At 43.9% G+C, this 12,607-nt stretch carries 21 protein-coding genes and 1 pseudogene; 3 read left to right on the top strand and 19 right to left on the bottom strand.

Features of this window, described 5'->3' with window-relative positions:
* Nucleotides 1-300: 300 nt before the first annotated feature.
* Together QUE74_RS03335 and iss are read left to right on the top strand one after the other, a co-directional pair.
* Entirely contained in the window at nt 301-495 is a 195-nt protein-coding gene (locus QUE74_RS03335; RefSeq protein WP_264714694.1) for a YlcI/YnfO family protein, read from the top strand.
* Between the two features lie 359 nt (nt 496-854).
* Nucleotides 855-1,148: an increased serum survival lipoprotein Iss gene (gene iss, locus QUE74_RS03330; protein ID WP_000738423.1), complete on the top strand. Its 294-nt coding sequence runs from the start codon at nt 855-857 to the stop codon at nt 1,146-1,148.
* 31 nt (nt 1,149-1,179) lie between these two features.
* Here the strand turns inward: iss and rzpD are convergent, their stop codons facing one another.
* The 3 genes from rzpD to essD are packed head-to-tail and all read right to left on the bottom strand — an operon-like array spanning nt 1,180 to nt 2,350.
* Complete coding sequence (gene rzpD, locus QUE74_RS29545) at nt 1,180-1,641, bottom strand: prophage endopeptidase RzpD (protein ID WP_001082739.1); 462 nt, start codon at nt 1,639-1,641, stop codon at nt 1,180-1,182.
* Complete coding sequence (gene rrrD / locus QUE74_RS03320) at nt 1,638-2,135, bottom strand: lysozyme RrrD (protein ID WP_001135277.1); 498 nt, start codon at nt 2,133-2,135, stop codon at nt 1,638-1,640. Before rrrD ends, rzpD begins: the two co-directional genes overlap by 4 nt.
* Nucleotides 2,135-2,350: a phage lysis protein EssD gene (gene essD, locus QUE74_RS03315; protein WP_000839596.1), complete on the bottom strand. Its 216-nt coding sequence runs from the start codon at nt 2,348-2,350 to the stop codon at nt 2,135-2,137. Before essD ends, rrrD begins: the two co-directional genes overlap by 1 nt.
* Before the next feature lie 588 nt (nt 2,351-2,938).
* Here essD and QUE74_RS03310 point away from each other — a divergent pair.
* Entirely contained in the window at nt 2,939-4,036 is a 1,098-nt protein-coding gene (locus QUE74_RS03310; RefSeq protein ID WP_000737283.1) for a porin, read from the top strand.
* A 189-nt stretch (nt 4,037-4,225) separates the two neighbouring features.
* Here the strand turns inward: QUE74_RS03310 and quuD are convergent, their stop codons facing one another.
* The 16 genes and pseudogenes from quuD to QUE74_RS03230 all read right to left on the bottom strand — a co-directional run bounded on the left by quuD (nt 4,226) and on the right by QUE74_RS03230 (nt 12,594).
* Nucleotides 4,226-4,609 carry an antitermination protein QuuD gene (quuD, locus tag QUE74_RS03305; protein ID WP_001204780.1) on the bottom strand — a complete coding sequence of 128 codons (384 nt, stop codon included), beginning with the start codon at nt 4,607-4,609 and terminating at the stop codon, nt 4,226-4,228.
* 85 nt (nt 4,610-4,694) lie between these two features.
* Entirely contained in the window at nt 4,695-4,835 is a 141-nt protein-coding gene (locus QUE74_RS03300; protein WP_032139865.1) for a YlcG family protein, read from the bottom strand.
* Nucleotides 4,832-5,194, bottom strand: coding sequence for a crossover junction endodeoxyribonuclease RusA (rusA, locus tag QUE74_RS03295; RefSeq protein ID WP_001099712.1), 363 nt, complete (start codon nt 5,192-5,194; stop codon nt 4,832-4,834). The genes QUE74_RS03300 and rusA overlap by 4 nt, the downstream gene beginning before the upstream one ends.
* Nucleotides 5,191-5,481 (bottom strand): DUF1364 domain-containing protein, encoded by a 291-nt coding sequence (locus QUE74_RS03290; RefSeq protein WP_000774488.1) that lies wholly within the window; start codon nt 5,479-5,481, stop codon nt 5,191-5,193. Before QUE74_RS03290 ends, rusA begins: the two co-directional genes overlap by 4 nt.
* Nucleotides 5,474-5,644: a NinE family protein gene (locus QUE74_RS03285; protein WP_000224919.1), complete on the bottom strand. Its 171-nt coding sequence runs from the start codon at nt 5,642-5,644 to the stop codon at nt 5,474-5,476. Before QUE74_RS03285 ends, QUE74_RS03290 begins: the two co-directional genes overlap by 8 nt.
* A complete protein-coding gene (gene ybcN, locus QUE74_RS03280) occupies nt 5,644-6,099 on the bottom strand; it encodes a DNA base-flipping protein YbcN (RefSeq protein ID WP_001053033.1) in 456 nt (151 codons plus the stop codon). The genes QUE74_RS03285 and ybcN overlap by 1 nt, the downstream gene beginning before the upstream one ends.
* Nucleotides 6,096-6,197 carry a hypothetical protein gene (locus QUE74_RS03275; protein WP_001309322.1) on the bottom strand — a complete coding sequence of 34 codons (102 nt, stop codon included), beginning with the start codon at nt 6,195-6,197 and terminating at the stop codon, nt 6,096-6,098. The genes ybcN and QUE74_RS03275 overlap by 4 nt, the downstream gene beginning before the upstream one ends.
* Before the next feature lie 98 nt (nt 6,198-6,295).
* Nucleotides 6,296-7,225: a BstA C-terminal domain-containing protein gene (locus QUE74_RS03270; protein WP_000068668.1), complete on the bottom strand. Its 930-nt coding sequence runs from the start codon at nt 7,223-7,225 to the stop codon at nt 6,296-6,298.
* A 204-nt stretch (nt 7,226-7,429) separates the two neighbouring features.
* Nucleotides 7,430-7,747, bottom strand: a complete 318-nt coding sequence (locus tag QUE74_RS03265; RefSeq protein ID WP_024165508.1) for a P22AR C-terminal domain-containing protein — start codon at nt 7,745-7,747, stop codon at nt 7,430-7,432.
* Between the two features lie 111 nt (nt 7,748-7,858).
* Nucleotides 7,859-9,385, bottom strand: a complete 1,527-nt coding sequence (locus tag QUE74_RS03260; protein WP_000709069.1) for a recombinase family protein — start codon at nt 9,383-9,385, stop codon at nt 7,859-7,861.
* A gap of 57 nt (nt 9,386-9,442) precedes the next feature.
* Nucleotides 9,443-9,593, bottom strand: a pseudogene (ylcJ, locus tag QUE74_RS03255) (protein YlcJ).
* Between the two features lie 48 nt (nt 9,594-9,641).
* On the bottom strand, nt 9,642-9,974 hold the full coding sequence (gene emrE / locus QUE74_RS03250; RefSeq protein ID WP_001070442.1) for a multidrug efflux SMR transporter EmrE: 333 nt from the start codon (nt 9,972-9,974) through the stop codon (nt 9,642-9,644).
* A gap of 67 nt (nt 9,975-10,041) precedes the next feature.
* Nucleotides 10,042-10,344, bottom strand: a complete 303-nt coding sequence (locus QUE74_RS03245; RefSeq protein WP_000145912.1) for a protein ren — start codon at nt 10,342-10,344, stop codon at nt 10,042-10,044.
* The gene (locus QUE74_RS03240) at nt 10,341-11,042 is read right to left on the bottom strand and encodes a replication protein P (RefSeq protein ID WP_001605263.1); all 702 of its coding nucleotides are present in this window, start codon (nt 11,040-11,042) and stop codon (nt 10,341-10,343) included. The genes QUE74_RS03245 and QUE74_RS03240 overlap by 4 nt, the downstream gene beginning before the upstream one ends.
* Complete coding sequence (locus tag QUE74_RS03235; RefSeq protein ID WP_001605262.1) at nt 11,039-11,968, bottom strand: replication protein; 930 nt, start codon at nt 11,966-11,968, stop codon at nt 11,039-11,041. Before QUE74_RS03235 ends, QUE74_RS03240 begins: the two co-directional genes overlap by 4 nt.
* Nucleotides 11,969-12,054: 86 nt before the next feature.
* Nucleotides 12,055-12,594: a toxin YdaT domain-containing protein gene (locus QUE74_RS03230; RefSeq protein ID WP_001182899.1), complete on the bottom strand. Its 540-nt coding sequence runs from the start codon at nt 12,592-12,594 to the stop codon at nt 12,055-12,057.
* Between the last annotated feature and the right edge of the window lie 13 nt (nt 12,595-12,607).

Genomic DNA, 12,607 nt, shown 5'->3' with positions numbered 1-12,607 from the left:
GGGTATTTTAAATAAAAACATTAAGTTACGACGAAGAAGAACGGAAACGCCTTAAACCGGAAAATTTTCATAAATAGCGAAAACCCGCGAGGTCGCCGCCCCGTAACCTGTCGGATCGCCGGAAAGGACCCGAAAAATGATAATAATTATCATCTACATATCACAACGTGCATCTACGCCATCAAACCACGTCAAATAATCAATTATGACGCAGGTATCGTATTAATTGATCTGCATCAACTTAACGTAAAAACAACTTCAGACAATACAAATCAGCGACACTGAATACGGGGCAACCTCATGTCAACTAAGAACAGAACCCGCAGAACAACAACCCGCAACATCCGCTTTCCTAACCAAATGATTGAACAAATTAACATCGCTCTTGAGCAAAAAGGGTCTGGGAATTTCTCAGCCTGGGTCATTGAAGCCTACCGTCGGAGACTAACGTCAGAAAAGAGAGCATATACATCAATCCAAAGTGATGATGAATAAACATCCCGGTTTCTTCCACCATCGCACCGGAAAAGCGACTATGAGGGTAACCCTGCGTCTGTCAGCACAGTAAAACCCGGTGTGCATCGTTTTTGATTATTCCCGCACACTCACGCAGAAGGAATTCCCCGTCGGGCTACGGTCATGGTTAATGCGGGAATACGGCGACGATACAGCGCAGCTAAAAGGGTAATGGACAGAAAGAGCGGTTTATTTCATTCCACAGGATTCTGAGTGCCCCCCTCCTCCAATAGGCTGAGCATCCACCTATATAGTTTTAATTTTCATCAATCCATTTAACTATCGTTTAATTGTTGTCACATAGGATTCTGCCGTTTTTAACAATGCAGGATAATAAGATGAAAAAAATGTTGTTTTCTGCCGCTCTGGCAATGCTTATTACAGGATGTGCTCAACAGACGTTTACTGTTGGAAACAAACCGACAGCAGTAACACCAAAGGAAACCATCACCCATCACTTCTTCGTTTCGGGAATTGGACAGGAGAAAACTGTTGATGCAGCCAAAATTTGTGGCGGCGCAGAAAATGTTGTTAAAACAGAAACCCAGCAAACATTCGTAAATGGATTGCTCGGTTTTATTACTTTAGGCATTTATACTCCGCTGGAAGCGCGTGTGTATTGCTCACAATAATTGCATGAGTTGCCCATCGATATGGGCAGCTCTATCTGCACTGCTCATTAATATACTTCTGGGTTCCTTCCAGTTGTTTTTGCATAGTGATCAGCCTCTCTCTGAGGGTGAAATAATCCCGTTCAGCGGTGTCTGCCAGTCGGGGGGAGGCTGCATTATCCACGCCGGAGGCGGTGGTGGCTTCACGCACTGACTGACAGACTGCTTTGATGTGCAACCGACGACGACCAGCGGCAACATCATCACGCAGAGCATCATTTTCAGCTTTCGCATCAGCTAACTCCTTCGTGTATTTTGCATCGAGCGCAGCAACATCACGCTGACGCATCTGCATGTCAGTAATTGCCGCGTTCGCCAGCTTCAGTTCTCTGGCATTTTTGTCGCGCTGGGCTTTGTAGGTAATGGCGTTATCACGGTAATGATTAACAGCCCATGACAGGCAGACGATGATGCAGATAACCAGAGCGGAGATAATCGCGGTTACTCTGTTCATTGCTGACCCCACAAACAGATTTCACGCTCAATCTCACGACGAGTCATGAGACCTTTCCATTGCTTACCGCCAGCATATGTCCAGCGACGTAGCTGATCACATGCGCCTTTGATATCGCCCTGGTTTATTTTGCGAAGAAGCGTCGATGTTCTGAAATTGCCAGCACCCACGTTGTAAACGAATGAGTAAAGAGCGCCGCGCATTGTTTCCGGTATATCGACTTTGATGTACGGGTTAATTTGTCTGGCGACCGTGGCAAGGTCTTTATTCAGGAGGGCTTTGCATTCTGCTTTGGTATACGTTTTACCGAGCATGATGTCTTTTCCTGTATGCCCGTGACATACAGTCCATACACCAACAATATCTTTGTATGGTATGTAGCTGACACCTTCCAGACCATCGTTACCACTTGGGCCAGTGATTAACACTGATGCTATAGCAATTGCTCCGCCACCAATAGCAGCAGCAACGGCTTTTCGTAATGATGGAGGCATTATTCACCTCTCGCAGCCTTGCGCTTATCTTCTTTAATCTTGAAATAAAGGTTTGTCAGGTACGTCAGCAGGCCAAATACCAGGCTACCCAGCACACCTATTGCTGCCCACTGTGAGGGCGTGACTTTATCGAGCAGCTGTAAAAACCAGTAACCGGCACTACCTGCTGAGGTGCCATAGGCGACACCCGTTGTTAACTTATCCATGGATTTCATAACCCCACCTCGCAGACAAAGCGGGTGTAAATTGAGGGAATACAACGTATCGCAAAAAAGCAGAAACGTAACAGACTCGGAGTCAGTGAATAACTCAGGTATTGAGTTATCAGCTAATATCGAGACTCAAAAAATGGAAAAACCAGCTCGACGGCGGGTTTAAGCTGTGTGACGAAGTAACCACTCTTAACAGCATAACCAATTTTTTACGTACGTAAACCACTGAATGATATTTATGAGAATGCTACCGAGTGTTCAAAACACCACCACAAATACATAAGAAAACCTCAACAAATAACCAATAAATAATTTCCAGCGTTATTTTTAGTTAATTTAAATTAAACCACCGAATTATAGAACCCCCATAAATAACAGCCATTAATATAAATTAGCTAATAGGTTTATTTTTGTTCAAATAAGAGCCATAAATAGGTTTCGATAGAAAAAGTTCAGATAAAAATAGAGATCTACTTCACAAATTAAATGAGAAACTAAAACTTACATCTTGAAATAATCACATTGATTAGATGAATATTTATCGCGCAGTGACATCATTTTTTAATAATAGTTCAAAAAAAAGGGCTCACGATGAAAAAATTAACAGTGGCAATTTCTGCTGTAGCTGCATCAGTACTGATGGCGATGTCTGCTCAGGCAGCTGAAATTTATAATAAAGACAGTAACAAGCTGGATCTGTACGGGAAAGTTAATGCCAAGCACTACTTTTCCTCTAACGATGCAGATGATGGTGATACTACTTATGTTCGTCTGGGCTTCAAAGGCGAAACCCAAATCAACGATCAGCTGACTGGTTTCGGTCAGTGGGAATATGAATTCAAAGGCAACCGCGCTGAATCTCAAGGTTCCTCCAAAGACAAAACCCGTCTTGCATTTGCAGGCCTGAAATTCGGTGACTACGGCTCAATCGATTACGGCCGTAACTACGGTGTAGCATACGACATCGGTGCGTGGACTGACGTTCTGCCAGAATTCGGTGGCGATACCTGGACCCAAACAGATGTGTTCATGACTGGTCGCACCACTGGTGTTGCAACCTATCGTAACAACGACTTCTTTGGTCTGGTTGATGGTCTGAACTTTGCTGCTCAGTACCAAGGCAAAAACGATCGTAGCGATTTCGATAACTACACCGAAGGTAACGGTGATGGCTTCGGTTTCTCTGCTACCTATGAATACGAAGGGTTCGGTATCGGTGCAACTTATGCGAAATCTGATCGTACCGACACTCAAGTTAATGCAGGGAAAGTTCTTCCTGAAGTATTTGCTTCCGGTAAAAATGCAGAAGTTTGGGCCGCAGGTCTGAAATATGACGCTAACAACATTTACCTGGCCACTACCTATTCTGAAACCCAGAATATGACTGTATTTGCTGATCACTTCGTTGCTAATAAAGCTCAAAACTTCGAAGCTGTTGCACAATATCAGTTCGATTTCGGTCTGCGTCCGTCCGTTGCTTACCTGCAATCTAAAGGTAAGGATCTTGGAGTATGGGGCGATCAGGACTTAGTCAAATATGTTGATGTAGGTGCAACCTATTACTTCAACAAAAATATGTCTACTTTCGTTGATTACAAAATCAACCTGCTTGACAAAAATGACTTCACTAAAGCACTCGGTGTAAGCACTGATGACATCGTTGCTGTAGGTCTGGTTTACCAGTTCTAATCTGATTACGAAAAAGATATGTTGCGGGAGGCTTTGCCTCCCCAACATATAAGTGGCTCCCTCAAGCCACTTCCTTTAGGAGCACAACCTTGCTTCTAACTATATAAACCTTCTGTTATATATTACCCTTTATTTTTGGGGGCGTTGCAACGCCCCATTTTTAATAATTTTTAGTAAACAATTGGCATATTAATTAGAGTTATTAACAACGATATCCATCTCTAACCGGATATCTAATGCCATTAACATCCCTTCAATTATGCCCTCAGCCTTCTGTAACCTTTTCCCGATATAACCATCAGAGCAGCAATGCTTACCTGCCAGTGACATGAATGTCATACCGACTACATAATAATCTACTAATAAATCGTGCAAATCGCTGTTGTTCTTTTTCAGACGGGCCATGCACCCGCAAATGATCATCGCGTCATCGTCACAACATTGCGGGCGAGATTTTACTTTTGAAGGAATTAATCCCTTAAAACCGGCGGCAATGGACGACCAGGTCACATCTTCATGATTATTAGCCGCCCACGCTCCCCAACGCTCAAGAACCATCTGAATATCACGCATCAACTTACTCCACAAAAATCAGACCAGAACGCCAATTACAAGCAAAAATCAACAAAACAGTATTAGTTGATTGTTATCTCTGACTTCATACTCCTGCTCCTGTCAGGGTTTTGGCGTAATTCTTCAGTATTCGGTAATCGGTCAAAACAGAACCGGGGAAACGATATAAGCGCAGACGCCCCCAGCGGTGGCGAAGAAATTCTGCCATATTAAACTCAAACATCATTCATTCCCCATTTCGGTGATGGTCAGTTCCAGCCTCCCACCTTTGGTAACAGGCATCTTCACAACGCGGTAATCAACGACCTGAGCATCATCCAGCCAGAAACCTGCTTTAGTGAGTGCGTCAAAAGCGGCTTTTTGCAGATTATCCAGGTCACGGCGACGGCGATCCGGCATGTGGCACTCAATGCGGATTTTCACAGGCATAGCCAGGCCGATATCCAGCATTGCGTTTTTAATGATTCGGGCGACGTTATCGCGGTATGCCTGCCCCTCTGCGCTGACGTGCGTGCGCCCGCGATTATGGCGGTAATAGCGATTATTGCTCGGAGGCCAGGGTAATGTGATACTGTAGGTATTCACGCCTTAATAACCCCCTCTTTCAGCCAGATAACCTGTGTTCTCGCCATACCTTCCAGCGCGCATTCTTTTGCATATGCAGCATCGACAAAATGTGTGCGGCGGTCGATTTCGTCGTGGCAGGCAGAACATGCAATGGTGGCAATCAGGTCTGGCGGTTTGATACCGGTACCGCACAATCCAGCCAGCCGGATATGTGCCAGTACAGACGTCTCAGAATTGCCATTACATACGCCAGGGATTCTTACCTGGCATTCCCGACCACGCGCTGCTTTTCTCAAATCAGCCATGATTCCTCCTTGCTGCCAGTCGCAACCATTTTTTATCAACCAGGCTAGCGGTATATCCGAGCAGTGTTGGTATTTCGGATGGCTTCGGCTCAGGCTTACGCTTACGACGATTTGATACTCTGTAGATGTGTCCGTTCATGACACGAATAAGCGGTGTAGCCATTACGCCTCCTGCTTGTCACGGAGCAGCTGGAACTCGCAGCTCTGCGGAATAGTCAGGTGGCAGCCAATATTCACCGCCCAGGCTTCAACCTTACACAGGAAGACATACATCTCTCCGGTATCAAGATCGGAGGTATGGCGTAACGACTGGATAGTGGTGATATCACCGGTTACGACATCAACCAGGTCTTTGGTTTCATAACCGAGATATGTGTGTTTGAGAGCATCTTTTACCCAAGCTGGAGTGGCGAACGTTTTACCCCTGTTGATGAGGTATTCACTGATTTCGCTGTACCACATGTGGCTGAGTGCATTCTGGGAAAGACTGCGTTTCTCACGCCACGGTTTAAGCACCATGCGAAAGCATTTGCCCTCCTCCAGATAAGGCTGGATCTGCCGACCGATAGCGGTGAAGTTACCGCGATGTAATTTGATGCCATCTTGTGGGAGATTCACGCTTCACCTCCGCAGAGGTCAAACGCTGGATGCAAAAAATCGCAGGTGCATCTCTGCATCTGTGAAGGGAGAAGAGAGTTTGGATTGTATGTGCGCATAAACGTCCCCGTTTAGCGCAGAAGTCACCGGAGTTGTTCAGGCTCCGATGACATGATTATGGCAAAATGATTATGTAAAATCAAAAGCCAAAAAACAATTATGGTTTATTTTCTAGCTCTGATTTTTTGAAAGCTTCTATCAGACGATTAGCATCTTCTGTACCACCAGGAAGCACGTTTGATTTTTTAAGAATATACGGTGGGAACTTTGTGGTTAAATATTCATGCTTAAACCATCTACGAAACTCTGACAATGCAGAATCAGGATAGGCATTAATGATCTGAGGATTGGAACTTGCCTGAAGAAAATCTTCAGGGTAATAATGCTCACAGTCTACTCTTTCTCCAAATTCTGTTGCTAACCCCTTTGCTTTCCAGTGACGCGCCCAGCAAGAACCAACACTGCCATCAGGTACGGTATGCTGATTAATCGCTAATCCAGCATTGATGAGATCTACCATCATACCTGCAATTTCATTAAATATAATGAAATACCCATCAGGTATGGTTCCCTTATCTTTTAATAAAGATACTCTGTCATGGTAATGCCTCCACGGGTCCTCCGGTTGATATTTTAGCGCCTCGTATATAAATGTCTTGAGGCCTTTTTTAGCAAGCTCTCTGTAAGATCTAATTGCAGTCTCACTTTCTGCTTGTTTTGCTTCAAAGGCATAGTATTCAAGTATAGCCATGCATACAACATCTGGATAAGCATGGTACTCAACACCATTTCGAATTATTGGTATATAAAGTTTTTCATCTGTAAAACCTTCATTAAGAAGATATGTACCAATAAAAGTCATTCTTCCTTTTTTGAAAATACCGTTCTCAACAGATTGAGCCCACTCATCGGTAATTTCCTTGATTCGCAAACGCTGAACACCACAAACATTTGCCAACCCATTCTGAGTAAGGTACGGAATTCCGTTATCGAGTACCCCCATTTCTATACCGTTAATGACAGCCTCTTGCTTAACATCTAAGTCTAAAGGTATGGATCTGAGGGAGGTAGTTCTCTGTTGTGCCATTTTTGATCCTATCAATTTGAATTCATTGAAAAAATTAGGTGTTCCCTATGCATTAGAACACTCATCATAGTAACCCCACTCGTTTGTGAAAAAAACTAATTTCACAATCAGTTAACTCTCAAAATAACTGATATTCATACTCTCGCTATCCCATATATAGACATCCTTGTTTTAATACAACACTCATGGCTGGCGGCTATACTCCTAACAGATTTGACGCAAATACGGCAATACTCGACTCCACTTATCATCCTGCCACGGCTGAAGTTTTACATGTGCCGTTTCTCGGACGAGGATTGCTCGCGCTCTGTTGAGTATCTGGGGATATTCTTGCTCGATGGAAGTGAAGTGACCAGCTTCACCATGCTCCGCATCCTGAAGAAGATGAGTAACGTTCTGGTAGGCAATTAACATCACATTCCCTGCTCGCCATAACCAGGCGAGTGTGCAAAGTTCGTTATCAGTGAATTGTTTTGTGATTGGGGATTGTTGAACTGCTAGAACGAGAACGCTAGCATCCATTGGCAGTCCCTATAGTAAAACCATGGCTCAGGACGCTTCGTTCAGGATAGATAATTTTATTGTACTTACCTAACTTTCTTACTATAGCACGGTTGAAAAAGTGATTATTACTCAAAAATAAACCTCACCATCAACCATATATTTGAGAGTACTTATCGCCTGCTGGGCGGATATTGTTTTCATTAAAGGATAGTGTTTAAAAACAATGCCATTCATAAAATAGATATCACAGGTTTTATTATCTGTATTGATTATGATTTTTTCGAATGTTTTATAGGCAAGTGTACGACATAGCTCTCGCCCATTTTTACTGGTTAAGTCAATAGCATGAAAATCACCAAGTGAGCTCACCGCTTTACTCTTCAAAGTTTTTAATGATACAGAAGCCCTTCGTAATTCCTTATCTAATACTCTGATTTTTTCTGCTATAGCGGTAACTTCAGGCGCAACAGATAATGCAGCAATTAAATTATTAATTTTCATCTGGAGCTCAATAATTTTCAACTCTAAAGTTTCATTAGCATCTTTCTTGTTTTCAACTGGTTGGATTTTACTACAATTAAAAAGCAACTCATTAATGATATTATAATCAACCAAATCTCTCTTTATTGATGGCCTGTCACATCGATGCAGTCTTCTCATCGGACAAACATAATAGCCATGCAAACTTCCAGATACCGCATGAACAATCATGGTATTACCACAAGCCTCGCACTTCATAACTGTTCGAAGTAGATTTATCAACATAGGATTTTTGCTACTATTGCTAATACCAAAAGGTGCCAACCGAATTTCCTGCACAGCGTAAAACAAATCATCTGATATGACTCTGGGATAATAGCCAGCGATTTCACTTATTCCTTTACCTCTTGCACGATATGAAGGTACGCATATACCTATCAGAGCTTTATTCGCTAATAATTTTTCAATTACAGAAGGTCCCCATGCACTTTCTTTTCCTGAGAAATTCTTTACAGCATGATCATTTAAATACTTGGCTATTGCATTCAATGAGCGCCTTTCCATCCTGAGTTTAAAAATTAGCTCAATAGTTTTCACCCTGTCGGGGTCTGGAACAAAAGCCGTTCTTTTGTCATCTAAGGAGAGCCATCTCGGACAAGACGCCGTCATAATCGTGCCTGACTCCAGTGCATCCTGCCGTTTTTTCTTCCATGATAATTTAACCCGACTTGACTTTATCTCGCTTTCTTCATTTGCCCTTTGTGCTATAAGTATGGCTTTTATTAATGAATATGGATCATTCAAAGAGTCAATATTATAGACTGTATTATCGCAAAGAGTTATAACATCAATACCGTGATTCAAAATCAATTTCAGACGCTCAATCGCTTCACCGACTTTTTCTCTTGAAAGTCTGTCCAGACTTTCAACTAACAATGTAGTTCCTGGCAATATATAACCATGCTCTATAGCATCTAAAAATTCCGAAAAAGCTCCTGATTGTGCATGCTTTCCTTTGAATGCACTTAATCCTAAATCTTCATATGTTATGGTATCAAGATAATAATCACTATTTACCTTTAACCATTCAGCAATAAGTCTTCTCTGTCGGTTTAATGAGTCGCCAGACATCTGACCTGGTGATGAAAATCGCATATATGCTATGGCTTTTTTCATGGTGACACCTGCTAACGTATGCTTTTATAAACCTTAGTGGTGAGATATAATTTTTGTTTAATTTTTATTTAAAAAGACAATTAAGGTCACATTATCTTGAATATACAACAATAATCGTATTGCAATTTTCTTACGCCATAATCTTGAAAGCACAAAAGAATACATAAAAAAATAAAGACATTAACAAAAAGCATAAAACGAGGCTCATATAAATATAAGAGCCTCCATATTTTAGTCGTTTAGAAACAAATTATTTTTAATGTGGTGTGCTTCGTGACAATAAATTAATAACCAACACACCGGCACAAATCAACATCATGCCTATAATGGCTGGCAGGTCCAGCCGTTGGCCGAAAAATCCCCATGACAGTAAGCTAATCAGGACAATACCGACTCCTGACCAGATAGCATAAGCAATCCCTGTAGGAATATAAGCCAGCGTCTGAGCTAATAACCAGAATGATGCACAATAACAAATAATTGTACCAACAGATGGCCATAACCGTGTAAAACCTTCTGAAAACTTCATTAAGGTTGTACCAATGACCTCTGCAAGTATTGCACCACCAAGATAAATATAAGGGTTCATAGCATATTCTTTCCTGTTCAAACTGGAGAGAATTGTACTACAGTTTGAAATCAACTCACCTGTTTCATCATTGTGTACCCATTGATGTTCTTTTATATACCCTCAATAAGCGTTTCATCGCGGCACTCTGGCGACACTCCTTAAAAATCAGATTCGTGCTCACCTTTCCTTCCCGTTCTTCTCTGGTAGCGAACCGGTAATACACCGTTCGCCAGACCTTACCATCAACGACCAGGATTCCTGCCCGCGCCATTTTAGCCGCAGCCTGATTTATGCTGGTTACGGTTGCGCCTGTTACCGCGGCAACGTCCTGTGCACAGAAGCTCTTATGCGTCCCCAGGTAATGAATAATTGCCTCTTTGCCCGTCATACACTTGCTCCTTTCAGTCCGAACTTAGCTTTAATTTCTGCGATCTTCGCCAGAGCCTGTGCACGATTTAGAGGTCTACCGCCCATAACAGGAAGTTGTTTTACTGGTTCAGGGATCGCCTCACCACGGTTAATTCTCGCAGTCATATGGACAAGCTCATCTGCGGCCTTACGGCGTAATTCCGCATCAGTAAGCGCATTGGCCCGCATGTTCTGATACAGGTTGGTAACCAGCCAGTAGTGCGCGTTTGATTTCCACGGATAAGACTCCGCATCCGGATACAGGCCTCGCTTCCGGCAATACTCGTAAACCATATCAACCAGCTCGCTGACGTTTGGCAGTCCGGCGATAACGGATGCTTCTTCCCGGCACCATGCAACAAACTGCCCGGGTGATGGCAGAAATGGTCGATTCTGCCGACGGGCTACGCGCATTCCAGCGTTAACCTGTTCCATTGTGGTGATCCCGTTTTCCCGGAAAGCCAGAACCCACTGGCGGCGGATTTCGTTCAGTTCATTCTGGTCACGGTTAGCCAGGCTCGCCGGGAAAGTTGCCAGTAACTGGCTGAACACACCATTGATGATCTGCGCTACCTGCTGTACCTGAGGCTTTTCGTCGTACTGTTCCGGCATGTTGTTGGCGATCCGACGCATCTGCTCACGGTCAAAGTTAGTCATCTGTGCGGCGATGTTTTTCATAGATCCACCCCGTAAATCCAGTCTGTGTTTGTCAGGTCGAGTTTTGGTTTGCTAGCTGTCACGCCTGCCTGTTGCTTGTTACGGTTGATTTCGAGTTGGGTCCACTTGTCGCGGAGTTTGGCCGGACTTAGCACGTTACCGGACCAGAAGTTGTCCTGGCATGCCCAGCGGAACAGCACGCACATGTCGCGGTGGTTACGTCCGTCACGTTCACGCATCAGGCGGATATCGTTAGCCCACCCTGCAAAATTCGGTTTTCTGGCTGATGGCGCGATGGTCTTCACCATGTCAAACATCCACTCTGCGGCGGTCAGGTCTTCTGCTGTCCCCCACCTGCTGCCGCTCTGAATTGCAGCATCTGGTTTCTCCACAGGAAGGTCGTTTTCTGGCTGGTCAGAGGATTCGCCAGAATTCTCGGACGAAAAAGGTTTTATATTGTCTTTTGTTAGTTTGTCTTTTGTGTTTACCTGATTCGGGTAAACGTCTTTACCTGATTTGGGTAAACTTTTTTTACCTGATTCAGGTAAATTTACCTCTTTCAGGTAAACTTTATTTTTCTTACCTGATTCGGGTAATGTTGACCATTCACTGACCACATTATTAATGCCGGTATTCCGCCCGCTCTGAATAAGAATCCCACGCTTTACCAGAACACTTTTTGCAGCAGAACATTTGTGCGGCAATATCCCGGTCAATTCGGACAGTTGCTCGTTGCTCACCCAATCCAGTTTTTTATTAAAGCCATATGTTTTGCGCATGACAGCTAGGAAGACCAGAAGCTGGTGCTGTGTTAATCCGGCCAGCATCACAGCTTCCAGCAACTCATTTGCAATGCGCGTATAACCATCATCGAGATCTGCCACGCGCGGCTCCTTTTGTGCCGCATCCGGCACTGGAAAATTGAATATCTCAGCAGTGTTTGCCATAATTCCTCCCGCAATGAGTGTGTTACGATTTGCACCTGAAAGTCGGTTCTGTTCCAGCAGACCGGCTTTCGCCATTTCTGAACCTGTCATATCGCCCCCAGCATGGTAGTAACCATCGCCATCAATGGACCAGCCAGATCTGGGTCCACACGAAACATCGACACAATACCTTCACTAATTTCCTTCAGTTTCTGGTGGCGTGGTGCGTTGAGAATGACAGCCTGTTTTGCCTCACTGAGTTCCTTTTCCATTTCAGCCAACCTAGCCATGAAGCTATCCTGCTCAACCAGGTAACCGCGATATTCCAGCGGTAGTACCGCCAGAATTGCCGGGGTCAGTTCACGCACGTTATTTCGGTATTTTTCAGAATCGAATTTGTTATCGAGGAAGCGGAACAGCTTCTGGCGTGCACGGCTGACATCATCAGGGAAATCGATGGTGCCGCCGCCCTGCTCCCGATACTCATTCACAATGAGTGTGGCAACGACATCCTGATTATCTTCAGCCGACCAAGCGCGGACGGCATCACGGATTTTTTCGTGGCCTGGCACCTGTTTTGTTTGAGAACGATTTATCACCGCAGTCGGGCTAAATCCGCTAGTCTGTTGGTATGTAAGTGGTTGCATAATTGACTCCTTT

Source organism: Escherichia sp. 10290, from assembly GCF_030295155.1.
In the GTDB taxonomy this organism is placed as follows: Bacteria; Pseudomonadota; Gammaproteobacteria; order Enterobacterales; family Enterobacteriaceae; genus Escherichia; species Escherichia coli_F.
The sequence above is the reverse complement of the archived record's forward strand: the minus strand, read 5'-3'. Positions and strand labels throughout refer to the sequence as shown.

Coding starts and splice junctions, on each gene's coding strand:
- QUE74_RS03335 (WP_264714694.1), top strand. CDS start 301: ATGTCAACTAAGAACAGAACCCGCAGAACAACAACCCGCAACATCCGC.
- iss (WP_000738423.1), top strand. CDS start 855: ATGAAAAAAATGTTGTTTTCTGCCGCTCTGGCAATGCTTATTACAGGA.
- rzpD (WP_001082739.1), bottom strand. CDS start 1,641: ATGAACAGAGTAACCGCGATTATCTCCGCTCTGGTTATCTGCATCATC.
- rrrD (WP_001135277.1), bottom strand. CDS start 2,135: ATGCCTCCATCATTACGAAAAGCCGTTGCTGCTGCTATTGGTGGCGGA.
- essD (WP_000839596.1), bottom strand. CDS start 2,350: ATGAAATCCATGGATAAGTTAACAACGGGTGTCGCCTATGGCACCTCA.
- QUE74_RS03310 (WP_000737283.1), top strand. CDS start 2,939: ATGAAAAAATTAACAGTGGCAATTTCTGCTGTAGCTGCATCAGTACTG.
- quuD (WP_001204780.1), bottom strand. CDS start 4,609: ATGCGTGATATTCAGATGGTTCTTGAGCGTTGGGGAGCGTGGGCGGCT.
- QUE74_RS03300 (WP_032139865.1), bottom strand. CDS start 4,835: ATGATGTTTGAGTTTAATATGGCAGAATTTCTTCGCCACCGCTGGGGG.
- QUE74_RS03290 (WP_000774488.1), bottom strand. CDS start 5,481: ATGGCTGATTTGAGAAAAGCAGCGCGTGGTCGGGAATGCCAGGTAAGA.
- QUE74_RS03285 (WP_000224919.1), bottom strand. CDS start 5,644: ATGGCTACACCGCTTATTCGTGTCATGAACGGACACATCTACAGAGTA.
- QUE74_RS03275 (WP_001309322.1), bottom strand. CDS start 6,197: ATGCGCACATACAATCCAAACTCTCTTCTCCCTTCACAGATGCAGAGA.
- QUE74_RS03270 (WP_000068668.1), bottom strand. CDS start 7,225: ATGGCACAACAGAGAACTACCTCCCTCAGATCCATACCTTTAGACTTA.
- QUE74_RS03265 (WP_024165508.1), bottom strand. CDS start 7,747: ATGGATGCTAGCGTTCTCGTTCTAGCAGTTCAACAATCCCCAATCACA.
- QUE74_RS03260 (WP_000709069.1), bottom strand. CDS start 9,385: ATGAAAAAAGCCATAGCATATATGCGATTTTCATCACCAGGTCAGATG.
- emrE (WP_001070442.1), bottom strand. CDS start 9,974: ATGAACCCTTATATTTATCTTGGTGGTGCAATACTTGCAGAGGTCATT.
- QUE74_RS03245 (WP_000145912.1), bottom strand. CDS start 10,344: ATGACGGGCAAAGAGGCAATTATTCATTACCTGGGGACGCATAAGAGC.
- QUE74_RS03240 (WP_001605263.1), bottom strand. CDS start 11,042: ATGAAAAACATCGCCGCACAGATGACTAACTTTGACCGTGAGCAGATG.
- QUE74_RS03235 (WP_001605262.1), bottom strand. CDS start 11,968: ATGGCAAACACTGCTGAGATATTCAATTTTCCAGTGCCGGATGCGGCA.
- QUE74_RS03230 (WP_001182899.1), bottom strand. CDS start 12,594: ATGCAACCACTTACATACCAACAGACTAGCGGATTTAGCCCGACTGCG.